At 37.3% G+C, this 20,063-nt stretch carries 15 protein-coding genes; 8 read left to right on the top strand and 7 right to left on the bottom strand.

From position 1 onward, the window contains the following. Positions 1-245 precede the first annotated feature (245 nt). Positions 246-488 carry a hypothetical protein gene (locus tag IPH66_17680; protein ID MBK7131168.1) on the top strand — a complete coding sequence of 81 codons (243 nt, stop codon included), beginning with the start codon at positions 246-248 and terminating at the stop codon, positions 486-488. Next, positions 470-778: a type II toxin-antitoxin system RelE/ParE family toxin gene (locus IPH66_17675; protein ID MBK7131167.1), complete on the top strand. Its 309-nt coding sequence runs from the start codon at positions 470-472 to the stop codon at positions 776-778. The genes IPH66_17680 and IPH66_17675 overlap by 19 nt, the downstream gene beginning before the upstream one ends. A gap of 361 nt (positions 779-1,139) precedes the next feature. Here IPH66_17675 and IPH66_17670 read toward each other — a convergent pair whose 3' ends face one another. Then, positions 1,140-1,436, bottom strand: a complete 297-nt coding sequence (locus tag IPH66_17670; protein ID MBK7131166.1) for a thiamine-binding protein — start codon at positions 1,434-1,436, stop codon at positions 1,140-1,142. Between the two features lie 99 nt (positions 1,437-1,535). Here IPH66_17670 and IPH66_17665 point away from each other — a divergent pair, with 99 nt between their 5' ends. Both IPH66_17665 and IPH66_17660 read left to right on the top strand, forming a co-directional pair. After that, positions 1,536-2,180, top strand: a complete 645-nt coding sequence (locus tag IPH66_17665) for an AAA family ATPase (GenBank protein MBK7131165.1) — start codon at positions 1,536-1,538, stop codon at positions 2,178-2,180. Next, positions 2,164-5,838: a GHKL domain-containing protein gene (locus tag IPH66_17660; protein ID MBK7131164.1), complete on the top strand. Its 3,675-nt coding sequence runs from the start codon at positions 2,164-2,166 to the stop codon at positions 5,836-5,838. The genes IPH66_17665 and IPH66_17660 overlap by 17 nt, the downstream gene beginning before the upstream one ends. Positions 5,839-5,851: 13 nt before the next feature. On the opposite strand, the gene IPH66_17655 is transcribed toward IPH66_17660, so the two are convergent. Next, entirely contained in the window at positions 5,852-6,742 is an 891-nt protein-coding gene (locus IPH66_17655) for an LD-carboxypeptidase (protein MBK7131163.1), read from the bottom strand. Positions 6,743-7,077: 335 nt separating this feature from the next. Between IPH66_17655 and IPH66_17650 the strand changes: the two genes are divergently transcribed. Beyond that, a complete protein-coding gene (locus IPH66_17650) occupies positions 7,078-10,539 on the top strand; it encodes a T9SS type A sorting domain-containing protein (protein MBK7131162.1) in 3,462 nt (1,153 codons plus the stop codon). 46 nt (positions 10,540-10,585) lie between these two features. Here IPH66_17650 and IPH66_17645 read toward each other — a convergent pair whose 3' ends face one another. Next, complete coding sequence (locus IPH66_17645; protein ID MBK7131161.1) at positions 10,586-12,151, bottom strand: OmpA family protein; 1,566 nt, start codon at positions 12,149-12,151, stop codon at positions 10,586-10,588. A gap of 53 nt (positions 12,152-12,204) precedes the next feature. Beyond that, complete coding sequence (locus IPH66_17640; GenBank protein ID MBK7131160.1) at positions 12,205-13,365, bottom strand: ATP-binding protein; 1,161 nt, start codon at positions 13,363-13,365, stop codon at positions 12,205-12,207. A 265-nt stretch (positions 13,366-13,630) separates the two neighbouring features. On the opposite strand from IPH66_17640, the gene IPH66_17635 reads away from it, so the two are divergent. Beyond that, positions 13,631-14,401 (top strand): rhomboid family intramembrane serine protease, encoded by a 771-nt coding sequence (locus IPH66_17635; protein ID MBK7131159.1) that lies wholly within the window; start codon positions 13,631-13,633, stop codon positions 14,399-14,401. A 20-nt stretch (positions 14,402-14,421) separates the two neighbouring features. Here the strand turns inward: IPH66_17635 and IPH66_17630 are convergent, their stop codons facing one another. Together IPH66_17630 and IPH66_17625 are read right to left on the bottom strand one after the other, a co-directional pair. Next, positions 14,422-15,294, bottom strand: a complete 873-nt coding sequence (locus IPH66_17630; GenBank protein ID MBK7131158.1) for a YicC family protein — start codon at positions 15,292-15,294, stop codon at positions 14,422-14,424. Between the two features lie 199 nt (positions 15,295-15,493). Continuing rightward, positions 15,494-16,744 (bottom strand): hypothetical protein, encoded by a 1,251-nt coding sequence (locus IPH66_17625; protein MBK7131157.1) that lies wholly within the window; start codon positions 16,742-16,744, stop codon positions 15,494-15,496. A gap of 425 nt (positions 16,745-17,169) precedes the next feature. Between IPH66_17625 and IPH66_17620 the strand changes: the two genes are divergently transcribed. Both IPH66_17620 and IPH66_17615 read left to right on the top strand, forming a co-directional pair. Further along, entirely contained in the window at positions 17,170-17,469 is a 300-nt protein-coding gene (locus IPH66_17620; protein ID MBK7131156.1) for a nucleotidyltransferase domain-containing protein, read from the top strand. After that, positions 17,462-17,800 carry a DUF86 domain-containing protein gene (locus tag IPH66_17615; GenBank protein MBK7131155.1) on the top strand — a complete coding sequence of 113 codons (339 nt, stop codon included), beginning with the start codon at positions 17,462-17,464 and terminating at the stop codon, positions 17,798-17,800. Before IPH66_17620 ends, IPH66_17615 begins: the two co-directional genes overlap by 8 nt. Positions 17,801-17,857: 57 nt before the next feature. On the opposite strand, the gene IPH66_17610 is transcribed toward IPH66_17615, so the two are convergent. Further along, positions 17,858-20,063 (bottom strand): T9SS type A sorting domain-containing protein (locus tag IPH66_17610; GenBank protein MBK7131154.1); only part of this gene is annotated, 2,206 nt, incomplete at its 5' end.

The following is a 20,063-nucleotide window of genomic DNA, read 5'->3' as shown; positions in this document are numbered from 1 at the left end:
ATTTTGATAGGGGGTAATAGCAATAAGGACAGTAAGGACATGGAGGGACAATAAACTGTCCTCACGGTCATTCATGTCCCTGCAGTCTTTTGTGTATAAATGGTATCCCCTGAACTCAAATATTAAGCACAAAGTACAACAGAAAACAAAAGTCCTGAAATAGGTGCTAATGTGATGATAGGAAAGTTCAAGAACAAAATTCAAATCACTTTTTTTTCATACCTTTACTAATTAAATAATACGTCATGACTTCAGTTGATCACATCCGCAATGGCATTATTGAAAAACTTATGACCATTTCCAATAAGGATTACCTAAACGCATTATTCCAATTGGTTAATAACAGTGCTGCAGAGAGTGATAAAGTAAAACTCACCAATGAACAGATTGTCATGTTGAATATGAGCGAAAAAGATATCGCAGAGAGAAATGTGATTTCTCAATCTCAACTTGATAAATCAGATTTGAAATGGTTAAAAGAACAGTAGTTTGGACCAACACAGCTGTAATACAGCGAAGGGAAATATTGAAATACTGGATTGAAAGAAATGGTACAACATTATACGCCGAAAAATTGATCAAACTTATTGCAGAGCAAATCTCCGTTATTCACAAAAATCCCTATTCATTCAAGAGTGTAAACTACCCTGACACGCATGTGTCTGTCCTTGGTCATTTTAGTGTTTTTTATAAAATCACCAAAACCAATCATTACTGTCCGATAAAATATTTTAGAACGACTTTGAAACCAATGGCACCAATTGATTTCAATAAATAATCAACCGTGGGGCTTACTGGTTTCGGTTTTATGTTTTCTTCTTTGGCTTGACCCAAAGAAAAATCAGGCCCGCAAAAAGCAGGGCAATACTTCTTGCAAATTCTAAGTGCGGACTCCGGAACATTGTAATTGAAGGAACGTATCTGCGGCCCGTCCTTACTAAGAATCGCAATTCACCTATCTTTTTTGATGGCCGGGGAAGCTTTATCTGAATATTTTACTTTTTCCCCGGACAATAGTGAAAACCAATATCATTATAACCGCTTTCTGGGACAATCGGCAAAATCCTAAAAAATTACTGCGTCTATTGAGAAAAAAAAGCAATGAGTAATGCAAAATTGTATCCATTGCCATTGGTCGTTTACCCATACTTCTCCATCTTATCATCAATAGTCACATCACGTTTGCTGTCTGATTGAATTTTGATATACATCATCATCTTATCAGTTTCATTGGCATAACAAGTTTCATGCACTTCACGCACAACTTGCATCACTTGATTCCAAGTACCTTCAATAACGGTTTCAAAGGGACAAACTTGAAATTTCAAACCTGATTTTTGGATTACCCCAATTGCCTTGTCAACAATAGCATAAGGATGCTTGGTTTCTGAAACTGGCAGCACCTGCAAGGCAAGATTCACTTTATTTTCTGTCATAAATGGCGGTGGTTGGACATTTGCTCAAATTTACGTGATTCCAATGTTCAATGGGCGATTTTTCGTATTTTTCGGAACTCTTTAATCACCTGCATTTTTGTGAATAAGCAAAAAATAAAATTTATAGTTGGTATTACCGGCGGAAGCGGAGTTGGTAAAACTACACTCATTCAGAAATTATACCATGAATTCCAGAACCGGGTTTCTACTTTTTCATTGGATAATTATTACCTGCCAAAAGAACATCAATGGGTAGATGAAAATGGTGTGATCAACTTTGATTTACCAACCGCACTTGATCAAAACCGCATTCAAATGGATCTTGAATATCTGCTTGAAGGCAACGTGATTGAACATGATATTTACGGCTTCAATAATCCTGAAGCACCTAAAAACAAAGCGCGCATTGAACCTAAAGAACTGCTAATAGTTGAAGGTCTTTTTGTGATGCACTATCCCTTTGTAAAAGATCTGCTTGATTATAAAGTTTTTCTCTCTGTTGAACCTGAATTGCAGTTGAAGAGACGTCTAAGCAGAGATATGAATGAACGCAATTATACTGAAGCGCAGATTTTATATCAATGGAAAAATCATGTATTGCCATCATTTCACCATTTCATTCTGCCCCATAAAGATGCCTCTGATTTGGTAATTACCAATAATGAATCATTTGATGAAAATATTCATATACTCACCTCCGTTATTGCTAAAAAACTGGAATTAACAGATGAACCAAAAGTATAAAAGCAAATTTATCTGGTCAGCCATTGCGGGATTTCTGCTTTGGATCATTGCTTTTATTCTCCATGAAAATTTTCTCAAGTACACCGTCACGGAAGAAGATGTGCAAGAATTTGAAGTAGCCTTTCAAAATAAATGCGCTGAACTTGAAATAAATCTTCAAAATCTTGTCACCGGTGTTGAGTCAAAAAACACCGAACTTGAGCAGTTTGAGTACGCACGCTACTTTGCTGATGAAACACATACTGATTATTTCATTTACACTGATGACACGCTTACCTTGTGGACATCCAGCAGTATTCCTTTAGCCAACGAATGGGACACCTATATTCAAGATGGAAATATTGTGCTGCTCTCAAACGGATGGTACAAATTTGAATACCTTACTGCGGGCAATAAGCGATATGTTGCCTGCATGCTCATCAAATATGAATATGATTTTGAAAATGATGAACTGGTGAACATGTTTTCTCCTCACCTGATGCCTGATTTCAAAGGGCGTATTGTTTTAGATGGTGAAGGTTTTCCGGTGCACAATAAATACAACAAACCCATTTTCAACATTGCCCCGCTTGAAACCTATGAGCGCAACAGTTCCATAGAATTAGTCATCTTTTTTTGTTATCTGATTTCATTTTTAATTCTGATTCAACTGCTCATTAATAGTTTTCAGAAATTACTCATTCGCAAATCATACCTGCTGGTTATATTTCCAATTGCGCTGGTAGTTTTGCGTTATGCATGGATTCAGTTAGGCTGGCTGGGACCGCTGTCTGACTTTGAAATTTTTATGCCCGAACTTTTTGCTTCAGAAAGTGTGCCTTCATTGGGTGATCTCATCGTCAATCTTTCCATATTTTATTTGCTGGTAAATTTTTTACTCAAGCGCACTCGCAACTGGTTTAAACAAGGTAATATCAAGTTGAAGCTTGCTGTATTTCTGCTTCCGCTTTTTCTGGTTTCATTTTACGTAGCATTTGAAATCAATACACTCATACGTGATTTGGTGAATGATTCACAAATCAATTTTGATCTTGAATATCTTTTTGATCTTGACATCTATTCATTTGTGAGTATTGCCTTAATAGGTATTGCTTTTTACACCTATTTTCTGCTCATCCAATATGTAGTTATACAATTAAGAAAATCAGCATTTGAACTCAATCGGCTGGCATTTGCCTGGTTCATTATTTCTATTTGTTATATAGGACTAGATCAGATTTACGCAGAGCATTCTTTGTTAACCTCAGTGTGGCCGGTTTTGTTGAGCGGCATTCTACTGCTGTTTCAATACAAAGACCGCGAGTATAAATTTGTACACGTAGTTTCAGCACTTGCATTTATTTCTTTTTACGCCTCATTTATTTTGAAAGGATATAATGACGCAAAAGAGACTGAAATACGGCAAAAACTCGCAGAAATTATTGCTGATGACCGTGATGAAACGGCCGAATTTGATTACAGCGAAGTTGAACGTGAATTAAGCAAAACTAATTTTCTACTCCCCTATTTCTCTGGTCAATTTAGCCAGAAAAAATTGAGTGAAGAATTAGAAGCCGGGCCATTCAGACGACTCCGAAATAAATATGATCTCACTTTTTCGCTCTTCAAACGCGATAAATCTATTGTAGATGATTTTAAAAATTATGATGTAAAAGGATATGACCGACTGGTTGAAATTATTCGTGATTCAGGCATTCGTACTGACTCTGCAAGTCATATTTATTACATCAGAGATTACCGTGATAAATTAACTTATCTGGCACATTACCTTGTTTCATCAGGCGACTCGCTGCATGGGCACCTATTCACTGAAATGCGATCTAAAAAATTCCCGGAAGACATTGGGTTACCCTCTTTGTTACTTGAAGAACCGGTAAAATTTTCAGATCAACTCAAGCACTATTCTATTGCAAAATTTGTAGATGATAAGTTGGTGAACCATAAAGGAGAATATGCTTATCCATTACACTGCACAGATCATTTCAAAAAGGTAAATCAATTTGAAATCATTGATGGATATAGCCATTACACCTACGAATATGAGAACGGACACACCGTGGTGATGAGCAAAAAAGTAAGCGCTGCATACGCCCTTTTTACTTCCTTTTCGTATTTGCTAATCATCTTTGGTGTCTTGCTTTTAATTCCGCTTGGTTACCAACAATTCATGAAGGGATTTTCATTTCGCAGTATGAAAATGAATGTGAAAATTCAAGCCGTGATGATTGGTCTCATTTTGATTTCACTGGTTGCATTTGGTATTGGTGCCGGAACCTTTGTGGCTGAGCAGTATCATGAAAATAACAAAGGATTGATCAATGAAAAAATCACCTCAGTACGCACTGAATTTCAAAATAAATTAAAAGATGAAAAAGAGCTGCGGCATGAACTTTCAGATTATCTTGAATATCTTCTCAAAAAATTCAGCACGATATTTTTAACTGACATCAACTTGTACACGTTGGATGGAGATTTGCTGGCATCATCACAACCAAAAATATATTCTAAAGGAATTCTTTCACGCAAAATGAATCCTGAAGCTTATCGTCAAATTCATTATTTGCACCGCAGTGAATTTATCCATGACGAGCGCATTGGTGCCTTGAGTTATTTGTCAGCCTACATGCCGTTTTTTAATAATAAGGGAGAAATGCTTGCCTATTTAAACGTACAGTACATTTCACGACAGGGCGAACTTGAAAATCAAATTTCAGGTTTCTTATTGGCTATTGTCAACATCATGGTTTTAATGCTTGCCTTGTCAACTATTTTAGCCATTACTTTATCTAATCGCCTCACGCGTCCACTGAAATATATTCAGGATAGTTTGCGCAGCATTCAAATTGGAGCAGTATCCAAACCTATTGAATATGCAGGTTCTGATGAAATTGGTGAGCTGGTGAAAGAGTACAATAAAAAAGTTGAAGAATTACAAATTAACGCTGAACAATTAGCAAAAAGTGAACGTGAAAGTGCTTGGAGAGAAATGGCAAAACAGGTTGCGCATGAAATTAAAAATCCGCTCACACCAATGAAATTATCCATTCAACATTTGAAACGCTCAGTTCAATTAGCTGATGAAGATTCAAAAGAAAAACTTGAACGGGTAACAAAATCGCTCATTGATCAAATTGATGCCCTTACACAAATTGCCAACGAATTTTCAAACTTTGCTAAAATGCCGAAAGCCGCAGAGAATGAAATTAATTTAGCTGAACTACTCTACGCGGCGGCAACTGTATTTGAAGAGAATGATGAATACGAACTTGAATTGCAGGTTGACCGTTCAAAACCATCCATTGTATGGGCTGATAAAGATTTAATGTTGCGTGTATTCAATAACCTGATTAAGAACGCTACGCAAGCTGTGAAACCGCAAGATGAGCAAGACACCTACAATGGCAAAGTGGTAGTTGCGCTGGAAGAAACTGCCGATTATTTTATTGTTGCAGTAAAAGATAATGGAGCCGGAATTTCAGACAAAGAAAAAGAAAAAATATTTGTACCCTATTTCACCACTAAATCAACAGGCACAGGTTTAGGCTTAGCCATGTCAAAACAAATTGTCGAAAATCACGGTGGCAAAATTTGGTTTGAATCAAAACCCGGTGAAGGAACTACGTTTTATGTTTCGTTGAAGAGGCATGGGAAGAGATAGGGACTGACGTAATCTATACCGTTCCCAACCCGTGCTGAAAAAATCTCACGTCATTTACTGATACATGTAGCTTTGCTTTTTTTCCAAGAAGTACTGCACGGTTATCATCAATATGTCCGGCGGGAAAATTAAAACAAACAGGGAATGAATACGAAGACACATTTTCAGCAATGATCTCTTCCACTTTTTTACCAAAAGGAATTTCCGTGTCTTTGATATTGGTCATTCCGCCTACAATTAAACCGGCGAGAGATTCTAATTTGCCTGATTTTTTAAGCGCCCAAAACATGCGGTCAATCGCATAAATGGCTTCACCAATATCTTCAATCAGCAGAATTTTTCCTTGCGTATCAATATCTGAATTGGTGCCAATCAACGAATGCAAAATTGATAAATTTCCACCAACAACTATAGCCTCAGTTTCACCCACACGGTTGTACACTGCAGATGGTATTTGATACTGTATATCTTTTCCCTGAAGTGTATTTACCAATGAGTCCAAAGCCGCACGAGAGTTAGTTTGGAAATTCAAGGGAACAGTTGCATGTAAGGTTGGAATACCAAGATGTGTGAAAACGTGATTATGAAAAACTGTTATATCACTAAAGCCAATAATGAGTTTATTCTTATGGCGCAGCTTGTCAAAATTTAATTGATCAATTATGCGCACTGAACCATAACCTCCGCGAGCACAAAGAATAGCATCAATACTATTATCATCTAACGCGTGCTGAAAATCGGCCAAACGTTCAGCATCTGATCCTGAAAAATAATTTTGTCTGCCTGTGACGTGTTTTGAAAGACTCACTTCAAAATTCCGCTCACGTAAATATTTTTCCGCATAATCTATACACTCCTTGTCAATTGCCTTTGCCGGTGATGTAATATGAATGTGCTTTATCATGAACTACAAAATTACGAATGTTTTCAATTGCACTGTGAATTATCCTTGATTTGGCAATGGAATATGAAACATAGACCTTCTGGTTGCAAATTACCTTCACCCCGTAGGCGCAGGTCGCGACCTGCGCCTACGGAACGATCATTTTTAGCAACCCACAAGCAACAATATTCTTCTATCGCTTAATCTGAATTTATTAAATTTCTGCGTAATTCGATTTAACCGCCATGTGGAAGATTAACAATATGTTTCTTCAAATTATACATGGCAAATCTTCTTTTTGAATACCTTATATTTGGCTGACTATTACCGCATTTTATCAGTAATACAGATTGAATATGAAAAAAATACTGCACTTAATTTCTACCGTTTTTGTATCATGCTGCTGTCAAGTTTTACTTGCGCAAGATCAGCCATCCGTTCATCAGCAACAATTGGAATATTACAACGCACAAGGTCAAACAACCGAGTGGTATGAACAAAATGTAAATACTGAAATTCACACAACGAGTCAAACAAAAATTGGATGTACGCCTAACAAAATTGTGTATGGTTGGCATCCATACTGGGTGGGTGCAGCGTACAATAATTACGATTGGTCATTGCTCACACATTTTTCATTTTTTTCTTATGAAGTAGATCCTGCAACGGGTGATCCGCTAACTACACATGGCTGGGCGACTTCAACAGCTGTTGATGCTGCGCTGGCTAATGGAGTGAAAGTAACTTTATGCGTAACGCTTTTTGGCAGTTCTGATCTCGCAACTTTTCTCACCAATGCAACTGCAAAACAAAATCTGATTGATAATCTGATTAATCTTGTTCAGTCTCGCGGGGCGCATGGAGTGAATATTGACTTTGAAGGATTGCCCGCATCTCAAACTACCAACTTTGCCAATTTTATGGTTGACCTCAGCAATCAAATGCATAGCGCCATTCCGGGGTCACATGTGAGCACCGTTTTGTATGCCGTTGACTGGAGTGATGTTTTTGATTTCTCTATCATGGAACCTGAAGTTGATCATTACATTTGCATGGGCTATGCATATTATTATCAAGGCAGCAGCAGCACCGGTCCGTGTGATCCACTTTACCATTTTGGTTCAAGTTATAATTACACGCTTTCAAAAACAATTACTGATTATATTGATGACGGATGTCCGCCTGAAAAATTTGTCATGGGTCTGCCTTATTACGGATATGAATGGCCAACAAGTAGTCTGAGTATTCCATCATCAACAACAGGAAGCGGAACCGCGCGCACGTATGAATATGTGATGGACAACGCTTCAGGAAACTATTCTGCAGGAAATTACAGCTGGGATCAAGATAGCTATACCGATATTTTTGCATTCAATAGCGGAGGTAATAAACAGTGCTTTATTTCTTTGGAAGATGCATTCAGAAAAAGATTACAACACATGAACACAGCAGGCATCGGAGGCATTGGTATCTGGGCGCTTGGTTATGATGACGGTTATTCAGAATTGTGGAATGCCATCAGCGATTTTATGACGGAATGTTATACCGATTCTTGCAGCGGAATGATTCATGATTTTGGTGGCCCTTATAAAAATTATTATAACAATGAAGATTATACATGGACCATTGCTCCACCCAATGCAACAAGTATTGATATTTCATTTTCGTCATTTAGCGTGGAAAATAATTATGATTATCTGTACATCTATGATGGCCCATCTACCGCATCTCCGTTGATTGGAGTGTATACCGGCACAAGCTCACCGGGCAGTTTTAGTACAAGTGGCGGGTCTGTAACTTTTCGGTTTACATCGGATGTGTCCACGGTTTCATCCGGATTTTTAGCAAGCTATTCTTGCGTGACGGATGCAAATCCTCCGCTGAGTTCAGTTAATACAACCGGTATTTGGCAAACTGCTGATTTCACCGCAAATTTTACAGATACAGATGATATTGGAATTGCTGATCAGTTTTATTGTGTATCTGATTTTGATGGAACAGCATGGAGATCTAATACTGATTTTGGTTTTTTTACGGATGAATTTGAAGGAACCACCATTCACCCCGAATGGACTTCACAAACTGGCACATGGATCAATAACAACGAGGCTCTTCAGCACAACGATGAATCAATAAACAACTCAAATATTTACGCTGACCTTTTACAAGATGATCAACATGTTTATCTCTATCATTGGCAAGGTCAAATTAATGGCACAGGCACAAACAGAAGATCCGGTCTCCACTTTTTTTGCAGTGATCCAACACTTGATCAACGTGGTGATTCATACATGGTGTTCTGGCGGGCTGATCAAAATAAATGTCAGATTTATAAATCAACCGGAAATTCTATTGTACTCATGACCGATGATGATGCTATTGTTGATCCGAATATTACCTATGATTTTAAAATTTATTTCAATCCCTCAACCGGAGAAATTAAGGCATATTTAGATGATGTATTGGTATCATCATGGATTGATCCCTCGCCTTTCACTTCGGGGAATTCCATTTCACCACGCACCGGAAATTCATTGGGCACTTTTGACAATCTAACAGTATATAAGAGCAGAGGAAATGCAGAAACCATTTCTATTGGTTCAAGCGCTGATGAAGTGCGATATCAAAATCAAAATCCATTAACACCTTCAGCACGTGTCACAAGTTTGAGCATGGACGGTGCAGATAATTTTTCACTCTTTGACAGCACCCTCATCAACATTGACTGGACCGCCCCTGACAATATTCTAACCGTTCATGATGGTAATGCCGGTGATGAAGATTTCTTCAATACAGCTACAGAAATTTCTGCTAATTATGCTGCTTCAACAGATACGCATTCAGATATAGCGACGTATTGGTATTCTATTGGAACCAGCGCCGGTTCAACGGATATTTATGCATGGACAAACAACGCCTTAAATACTTCGTTCACACAAAGCGGACTCTCATTAATAGTTGGTCAAATGTATTATGTGAATATCAAAGCAGAAAATGGAGCCGGACTTGAATCAGCCGTAACTAGTTCAGATGGACAAGAATTACAATCAGGCACCATTCCGCCGGTTTCTGATTTCACTGCACCTGCAAGCGTTGTTGTTTGCAACGGAGAATCAGTTTTATTTACCAATTTGTCAACCAACGCTGATTCATTTTTCTGGGAATTTGAAAACGGGAGTCCTGCAACAAGTACTGATATTAATCCTCAAATTTCGTACACCAGTTCAGGATCGTTTGAAGTTATTTTGCATGCCATTGCCGGCTCAGACACCAGCACAACATCTCAGTTTATCACCATCAATGTTGCACAGGCTCCGCTTGCTGAATTTTTAAGTAATTCACCGGTGGCATGGCCAAATTCAGCGGTGTTTTTTACAAACAATTCAACCAATGCTGATCAATATTTTTGGGATTTTGGAGATGGATCCACTTCAACCGATACCAATCCATGGCATGATTATACCACCACAGGAAACTGGCTGGTTATGCTGGTTGCAGAAAATAGTCTCTGCCCAAATGACACCATGTATCTCAATGTTTCGGTAATTGATTATACCACCATTTCTGAAAATGAAAATGCTTTGACCATTTATCCAAATCCGTTCCATGATAAAATATATCTCAGTGGATTATCATCTCAAAATACCATTCAGATAAATCTACTAAGCGCAACCGGAGAATTAGTTTTCAGCAATCAAATTTTTTTACCGCAAAGTACATCAGAAATTCCGCTGGATGAAAGCATTGCTAACGGAGTTTATACCTTGCTTATTCAAGATGGGGAGAGGGTTTATCGGTATTTGGTGGTGAGGAATTAATTTTTCGTTGATTCAACACTTACGAAGTATTACAGAATACTTATTATCAAAACCAAATAAAATCAAATCGTAAGCCCAGTTCAACATAAGGGTATGGTTTTTTATTGATTACTCTGAGAAAATCATACGCGTATCCGCCTTGAATAAAAAAAGCAATATCTGCTTTTCTGAAATACGAGTTGAGCAAATTTGTACCAAGATGAATATTAGTTTCAAGAAATGATTGATATTTTTTATTGAAACTGGTTCTGACATCAGCTCCGGCATACAAATGAATGAATTTGTATTTCTTTGGCATCTCACTCAAACTTCTCCAATGGTTTTTAAAACTAAGTGCACTGTATGGTATTGATAAAAAAGATCGGTTGTAAACAAGAGAACTATATAATCCTGCGTGCTGATTTATGCCGGCACTCAAATTCAATCCTTTAAAATAAAAACCTGCAGTAAGATAGGATGTCAGCGAATCATTGTGATAGAATGCGCCGGCCTGAAGAGATGTTGCTAATGAAAGTCCGCCCACTCCTTTAAACCCACAAAAAAAAGGGGGGGTGCGATAATTCATATAACTGTAATCATTTAGACAGATTGTGGTATAGCCCATTTTTTTAATGTAAAAGGGGAGCAATAGAGGTGTTCTGATGGTTGAAAAATAGTAGTCTTCTTTTTTTCTCCCGTTTTTATCTGTCCATTCAATTGGATAATTTATAACCGAACCAGTTGGATCAGTACCTAAAAAATAATTTTCATCTAAATTCACGTATTCTTTAGGCACACGCAATTTGATCTTTCTGCCGAACAAACCGATATTCACTTGCATGTTCTCCATTAAAAAAACATCCGGATAATATTGCGGAATAACACGGATTATAGTATCCTTTGTAAATATTGTTTCTGAACAACCTGAGCATGGTGCATCCTGCAGTGTGAAAAATTGGAATTTGTCAAAACTACTTTTTGGCATGGTTGCAACCAAGCGTTCTTCTTTCCACCAAGAGCGACCGGTAGATTTTAATTTCCAGTTCAATCTTTGTACGGTAACTTTACCTGAAGCACCTGCAATCACATAGTAATGTTTTCTCTCTTTGAAAAGCGGAATGTTTATAGCTTCAATTTGAACATATTTCTGCTTCCCTTTTTTTATTTCACGGATATGGCAATATTCAAGTGCCTCAAAATCTACTTTAAAACATCGTGGATCTGCCTCTTTTATTTCTTCTTTCTCCTCCTCATTCACCAAAGTAGGCTCATGATAAATGATCATTTCAACTCTTCTGCTTTGCCAGTTTTCAGGTCTAACGTTTTCACCCTTTGCTAATATCCGATAGGGTATTTCATCCGTCAAAAAATTCCTGCACATTTTGTAGGTATGTTCCGCACGGCGTTCAGATAACCTGAGATTTGATCTCATATTTCCTATTGAATCTGCATAACCCACAAATAATACTGAATCAACGGATGCTGCATCATATTGGGTTGCAAGATTTCTTAAACCCGACTGATCATGATCAGAAATAATAGAACTATTGATGTCAAAATAAAAAAATAGCGTATCCTGCGCAATTGCACTACATGAACAAAAAAACCAAAACGCAATTAATTGAAATCTCATCAAATCAGCTTTAGAATGAATGTCGGAAGCGATTAAATGTAACTAATATTCAATTAAATCTCCTCTTTCATCACCTCTCTCCAATTCAGAATGGAGGTTCCGTCTGATCGTTTTTGATTTTCTTTTCCGGCATAAAGAAGTTGCGCTTTGTTGACCTTACTCAGTTTTCTCCAATAGGTTAGATTCTTGAGAAATTCTGTATTCATGGTTTGCCCTGATTTAATTTCTACGGGTAATAATTTTCCGGCTTTGTCAATGATCACATCAATTTCATATCCGGTTTTATCTCTCCAGTAAAAAAGATTTACTGCCATGCCGGCATTGGTGCGGTTCTTTGTCATTTCTGTAATCACCATAGACTCAAAAATTGCACCGCGCAACGGATGCGTAGCAAGTTGCTGTGCTGATTGTATGCCCAGCAAATTGCAGACTATTGATGTGTCGTAAAAATAGATTTTCGGTCTTTTGACTATGGTTTTATTGAAATTTTTGAAATGCGGTTTTAGTAGATAGATGATATAGCTGCTCTCCAGAATTCCAATCCAGGTTTGAATAGTTTTTACATCAACTCCTGTTTCTGTAGCCATGGCCGTACTATTGAGTTCCTGACCGTTTCTGCCTGCCAGCAAACGCATGAATTTTTCAAAAACAATTAAATCTGTAATATTTTTAATCTGGCGTACGTCACGTTCAATATACGTTCTGATATAATTCGGGCACCAATCAGCTGGCGGAATTTTTTGATCATATACCGGGGGGTAAAATCCCTTAAACATCAGCTCGTCATCTGATGAGGGTAGTACCTTGCCTTTTTTTAATTCAGCAAGCGAAAACGGCAGTAATTGCAAATACCCAACACGACCAGCCAAAGATTGTGAAATGGATTGCTGCAACAAAAAGTTATTTGAACCCGTAAGTATAAATTGTCCTTTGGTTTTTGAACTATCCAACACTTCCTGCAAATAAGAAAATATTTCCGGTGTTCTTTGCACTTCATCCAGTATTGCTCCATCCGGATATGTTGCTAAAAATCCACGCGGATCACTCAGGGCAAAATTCCGGGTGTCAGGGTTTTCAAGCGATACATACTTCTTGTTTTTAAAAACCTGTTTTACCAAAGTCGTTTTGCCTGATTGGCGTGCGCCAATAACAGCAATTGCTTTGAATTTTCTACTCAAATCTTTTAATTTTTCTATCGCCTGACGCTGGATCATGATTACAAATATATGTCTTTTTATGGAATCACACTCCATTTTTTTCCATTTTATTGATTTTGCTCAATCACTTAAAGCAACATGATATCACAGATAATTTGACATCCCACAGATAAAATAGCGGTAGAAAAGTCATGCTCTGCTCAACCGGTTTCACCCCAACCTACGATGATCTACAAGACAACCTAATAATAAGATTTAAACTCAAATTCTGCCAATCCGTCACAATTATTTTTTAGGTTCACTATTTGCTCAACTCGGTTTCATGTTTCAATCTCACATCTCCCGAATTGCATTTCGCATTGCGCTTACCATGTTGTTTGTAATGTGGATGGTTTATTTGATTGATGTGGGTTTTGAATTGCACTTATATAAATATGGAATTCTACCGAGAAAGACAGAAGGGTTAGTTGGAATTATTGCGGCGCCATTTTTACATAGCCCGGTTGATTTTGGGCATATCTTCAACAATTCCATTCCTGCATTTGTTCTCACCTGGTTGCTGTTCTATCATTACCGTACCATTGCAACACAGGTTTTTCTTTTGATCTTTTTTTTAACCGGAATTTCTATGTGGATGCTCGCAAGAGACTCTTATCATATAGGTATGAGTGGGGTAATTTATGGTCTTACTTCTTTTCTGGTGCTAAGTGGATTTTTTAGAAAAAATATGCGCGTTGCTGCAGTTTCTCTTTTTGTCATTTTTATTTATGGTAGTATGATCTGGGGAATTTTTCCAACTGCCGTAAATATTTCTTGGGAAGGGCATGCACTTGGATTTTTTTCAGGAATTATTCTTGCTGTCATCTATAAAAACAAAGGACCTCAGCCACAGAAATTACTCTATGAAATTCAAGAAGAACAAGGCATTGAACCTGAAGATGAATATTGGAAAATTGATGATGAAAAACCTGAAAACTCAACACCTGAAATAACTGAAGAAAATCCAATACCGCCCCTTCAGCATGATCCTTTGATTATTCAGTACATCTATAAGAAAAAAGAAACGGAAGGTGATTTGGATTCTGAAAAATAAGTTCTAATCTAAAAATACGTCTACAACGTATTCAACACCTGCTCTTTTATTTTTTCTAATTCATCTTTCATTTGCACTACAATTTTTTGCATTTCAGAATGATATGATTTAGAACCAAGGGTATTTATTTCACGACCAATTTCTTGTGTGATAAAACCCAATTTTCTACCCTGAGATGTTGGCTCAGCAAGCGTTTGCATAAAGTAATCCAAATGCTGTTCAAGACGATGTTTCTCTTCAGCAATGTCTATTTTTTCAATGTAATAAATGAGTTCTTGTTCAAATCTGTTTTTATCTACTTTGGCTCCACCAATAAATTCTTCAAGATTTGTTTCAATACGTGATTTGATTCCCGCAATGCGCGCAGACTCATATTTTGGAATTTCAAGAAATAGTCTTCGGATATTATCAATGCGGGTACTGAATTCTTTTTCTAACCCTTGTCCTTCATTTTTTCTAAATGAACGATGTTGCTCCAACGCCTGATCAACCAGGTTTGCAATAAAACTCCACTCTTCGTCATTGAGTTCTTGCATTTGATTGGCAAAAATATCAGGCATGCGCAAAATTAAACTCATAGGGTCATGCAGATTGACTCCAATTTTTTTACTTGTTTTCTCTAAATCCTGATAATACATGGTCGCAAGTTCCTGATTAATGATTCCGCTTCCCAGATCTCCGCTGTTTTCAATAGTAACAAAACAATCAATTTTACCTCGGTCTAGTGCAGTACCAATTTTCTTGCGCAAATCAATTTCTTTCTCTTTATAGACCGATGAAAGGCGCAGAAATAAATCAAGACTCTTGCTGTTGAGTGATTTGATTTCAACGGTAATTTTTTTCTGGTGAAACGTTCCGGACGCCTTTCCGAAACCGGTCATGGATTCAAGCATAATCTTTCTATTGAGTCTCAAAAGTACAAAATATAAACAAGCATGAAGAAATCAAAGTAGAATGAGCAATAATAGATAATTTTATATTTGAAATTCACATTCCTACATTGTAGGCTCAGGTCGCGACCTGAACCTACAACGTAGAAAAAAAGAGGGATAGAAATCATCCATCCCTCTTCGTAAAAAATCAAACAGTTAATCAGAATTCAAGCGAACTCACAAATTGTAAATCAGAAACATTTGAATAATTATATTGATAGATACCATGCTCAGCAATCAACACAGCGTATCCGTTGTTCAAAATAATATCTTGCGCGTTAATTCCGGGATGAGTATACAACAAGTTTTCGCCGCAATCTTTTGGATTTGATGCGTCAAATATTTTTAATCCATCCGTACCATCACATAGGAAAAGTAAATTGTTATCAACTGCTAACCCGTGTGGATTATTCATGTCATAATTTCTTTTCACCATTGGAAAATATTTATTGCTGATATCTACTACCTGCAATTCGTTGATGTCTCCCCCACACTCAGTTCCGGTACGCAGTGTTACAAAAGCATAATCACCTTCAACAAAAACCGGATCACATGATTGTACGTGTTCAATTTCAGAAATTTCTTCAGGACTTGAAGGCGCATTTTTTGCATTGTAAATCACCATACCGGTAGTTGTTCCCATATACAAGTATCCGTCTTTTTCAAAGAGTGTTTCGCAATCTCTCCATGTTGGTCGGCTTGCAAGGAATGATGGACTTTCAGGAGATGAAATATTGAAACTTACCAAATGATCATCATCCACTGCGTAGAGATAATTATCATAAATAGTGAATTTACTCATTGAACCTGATAAGGTAGTAGGCACAGAACTTGCGCTTTTAGTAGTCATTTCAGTTTGTTCACAATCTGCACAATCAGACACAAAAAATTTTGCACCCCAGCCTGATACATCTTTTGTTTTTTCAATTTTCCAGCCAATTACAACTCCTCTATCTTTATGTACATCTGCAACCGGATAAGCATCATCAGTGGCTGGTGTAGCATAAGCAAAAACATCAGCAATCCGGTTTACCAATTTCGGATCTTGAATAGTTGAAATATCTATCACCAACAAATCAATAAAACTATTAGCATAGAGGTAATGATCTTTCACCGCCATTTGCGTGTTGCCGGGAATATTCATGAAACCCTCAACAATTGGGTTTGCAGGATTTGAATTGTTAATTACGTGGATTCCTTTATCTTCTTCAGATAAAAAAATGTAATTGTTGTACACATAAATATTGCCCGCACCTTGAATAGCTACATCTTTTTCAAACGTGAATGATTCACGAAATGCAGCATAATCCATATAAATGGGAACATTGGCGTAAACTTCTTTATCGCGATATTTCTGACAACCGCTCAATAAAGCAACACCGAAAACAGAGAGAAGTAATGTTTTTTTCATAGTTGTAATTTTTAGAGAGTAACCAACTAAATTTTTTGCGTTTTTAATTGGATATTATTCAAGTCGCAAATCTTATGCCATAAACAGTTTGCAATGGGTCAGGCTATACGGTTTAGGACGACATTCTTCAATTCTAAACCGTTTAGGCTTTTAACTAAAAATTAACAGGGAAGCCTTTTGAATTAACTCCATGGCTCGATTATACACTAAATTTTTTCAAATTGTTCTGATGGTTTGGTATGAATCCTATTTAGTTTTGTGTCTATTTCAGCGTTGAAAATACTGTGTTGTTGATCCAATTCAATTGCATTCCTCCATACGTCACACATGAGTTGAACACAAACTTGGGGATGCAGAACAATGTGCGAGAGAGAGAATTTACACAAACGCGTACACATAACAGCAAAATATCGTATTTTTGATTTGTGAGGTTAATAGAACAAAACATGGATCAAATTAATGCGCTCTGCCTTAAGCATAAGGTGGCAAAACTATTCGCTTTTGGATCTGTTTTAACTAGTTCATTTAACAATAAAAGCGACATTGATTTAATTGTGGATTTCTCAAGTATAAACCCACATGATTATGCTGATAATTATTTTGATTTGAAAATGTCATTAGAAAAAATTTTCAATAGAAACGTTGACTTGTTAGAGAATCAAGCGCTTAAAAATCCGTATCTCAGAAAATCCATTGATGAAACAAAAAAGTTAATCTATGGATAATCAAATTAAAGCGCTGCTTTATGATATACTACAGTCAATTCATGAAATAGAAAGCTACTTTGCTGATAGACCAAAAACTTTTGAGTTTTATCAAGCCGATATTAAAACCAAAAGGGCTATCGAAAGAGATCTGGAAATCATAGGTGAAGCCGCGAACAGAATATTAAAAAAAGACAAGAATTTTAATCTGGAAAATGCACAGAAAATTGTTGGAACCAGAAATAGAATAATTCATGGTTATGATACCATCTCAGATGAACTCATCTGGAGCATTATCATCAACCATATCCCAAAATTAAAATCAGAAGTTACCGTGCTTCTCAAAGAATAATTTCAGCCAACCCCCAATTGGCTCAGGCAGCGCACAAGTTTTGGCTAAACAACTCCATTATAAATTATGAATATCCAACTGACGCATGGCGCCGTACCATTTGATGATTGTTTCACCAACACCCGGCACATTTACGTGAATCAAATACACGCCACTTGCAATCGGAATACCGACGTGATTTACCAAGTTCCAATCAATAAATGAAAGTTCATTGTCTTTGTCAAAGCGTTTGACCAATTGCCCGCTCATGTTGAAAATAGTGATTGCACATACCTCAGGTAAGTTGGTGATACGCACTCTATTTTCTACTCCACTTTTTTCATAAGATGAGTACGCGTAATATGGGTTAGGAACAACTTTAATTCTGCTCAATGATTCAATGGCTGTTTGATTTTGATCAGTGAGGGTTTGTAATCCGTTAGTAGAAAAACGATATGCAGGAAGACCATCATTTATACCGGTGAAATTTTTTTCCTGATAAGGATGCTCAACACGCAAACTGATTCTCACGTCAGTTTCAAGCAAATCATGTCCGGGCATCACGATTGGCATCATAATCCACTGGCAATTTTTCCATGCTTTAATGTAGGATGATGCCGTTTCATTTTGTAGTTGCGCGTAAAGCCATTCTCCCTCATCATAAACCGGCATATCACTACCGCCAACATCAACGCCAAAAACATAAATGGCATGACTGCCACCAAAAAGTGGTTCTCCTATATTATCAAAAAATTCATCTGTTGGGTTCCACATCATATCTTCTCCGTTTGATCCATTGAGCCACGAATTTTCACCAAATGCCATGTTGAGGCGCTGACCTGTTTCAACATCAATCGCGTAACCGGGAAACCAACCCATACCTGTTCCGCTTTCTTGATTTCCATTTTGATCAACCGAATTTGAATAACGCAGTTTGCAAATAGATGAGCCTCCATAAGCCTGACCTGAAACATGACAAGTCTCAATCACCGGACAACGGGTCCATTTTGATTTATCTGCTGTGATCACAATGTCTACACCATGCACATCTGCAAAACTGGTTTGATTTTGTGCAACAGCCGGCGTAAACCAAGATGTTGGATTCACCTCTGTATCATAAGACACATCAGGATATCCAAGTGGCATACCAATGAATTCAGACCCTACCAGTTTAAAGGGCGCCACAGTGCCGCCCAACAATTTTTCATAGTTTTCATCTGCGTCCAAATTTTTGTCTTTGTAGTAACATGGATTGTACAACTCACCTCCAATACATTCATCATCTTGCGGAATGTAGGTGCCTGACCTAATCCAGTTTGTTGGATAATATTGATCATCATCCGGCACCCCCATCAACCACCGCTTTGATGAGTCTGCAAATTCTATGCGCGCATCAATGGGTTTTGTTTTCCAATTCATGTAAGACATATTTCCATCTTCATAAGCAATTTGTTCTATTGAAACTGAAATACCCCATTCAGGAATTATTTGCTCATTAGCAAAATGAATTGGATGATCAGAATGAATAGTATCTGTTGTACCGCTTTGAATAATGTACCAATTGGCAGAATCTAAATCTCCGGATGCATCATGCTGAAAATATAATTCAAAATCAGCCGCAGGTAAATTCAGCGGATCAATCACCGTAATTTTAACCGGACCCGCACCGGTGGTATAACTCAGTTCATTCACTTGATTATTTTCTAAAATTTCAGCTTCTGACTCTGGTGTGATATTCGTCCATAAACCACCGTTTCCCCAACCATCAATGCGTGTTACAGGCAATTCATATCCATAAGGCACGCTAAAAATTGTTCCTCCATTTTCTGATGCAGGATGATGTGGCATGGCTTCATATACTTTAATTTCTCCAATGGATGCTTTTCTACTTGCGAGATAAGGAATTTTTTGTCCGTTCAGATAAAGAGGATCTGTTGGATCATATTTTTTAAATTGATTTGAAGCATACGCGATCACCATGTAATAATAGGTTTTGAAATTCACCAGAGTTCGGTCTCCGGTAGCAAACAAATCTTCTGTTACATTAAATGAATGACGAATTCCTTCATTGTTTCCATCAACCATTACGGTAGGAATTGAAGCGCCCATATCACTATCATAGGTATAGTTTACCAATTTTGAAATAGTATCTTTTACATCACATTGAAAAACCAAACGCGCCAAACTCAAGTCACCCAAATCAGTAGAAGACACATCATCATTCAACAACTGATAAACCTGATATCCTTGAAAACGGTAATAATTATCAAAGTTTGGATCATTG

Source organism: Crocinitomicaceae bacterium (assembly GCA_016708105.1).
Lineage (GTDB): Bacteria > Bacteroidota > Bacteroidia > Flavobacteriales_D > Crocinitomicaceae > JADJGJ01.
The sequence above is the reverse complement of the archived record's forward strand: the minus strand, read 5'-3'. Positions and strand labels throughout refer to the sequence as shown.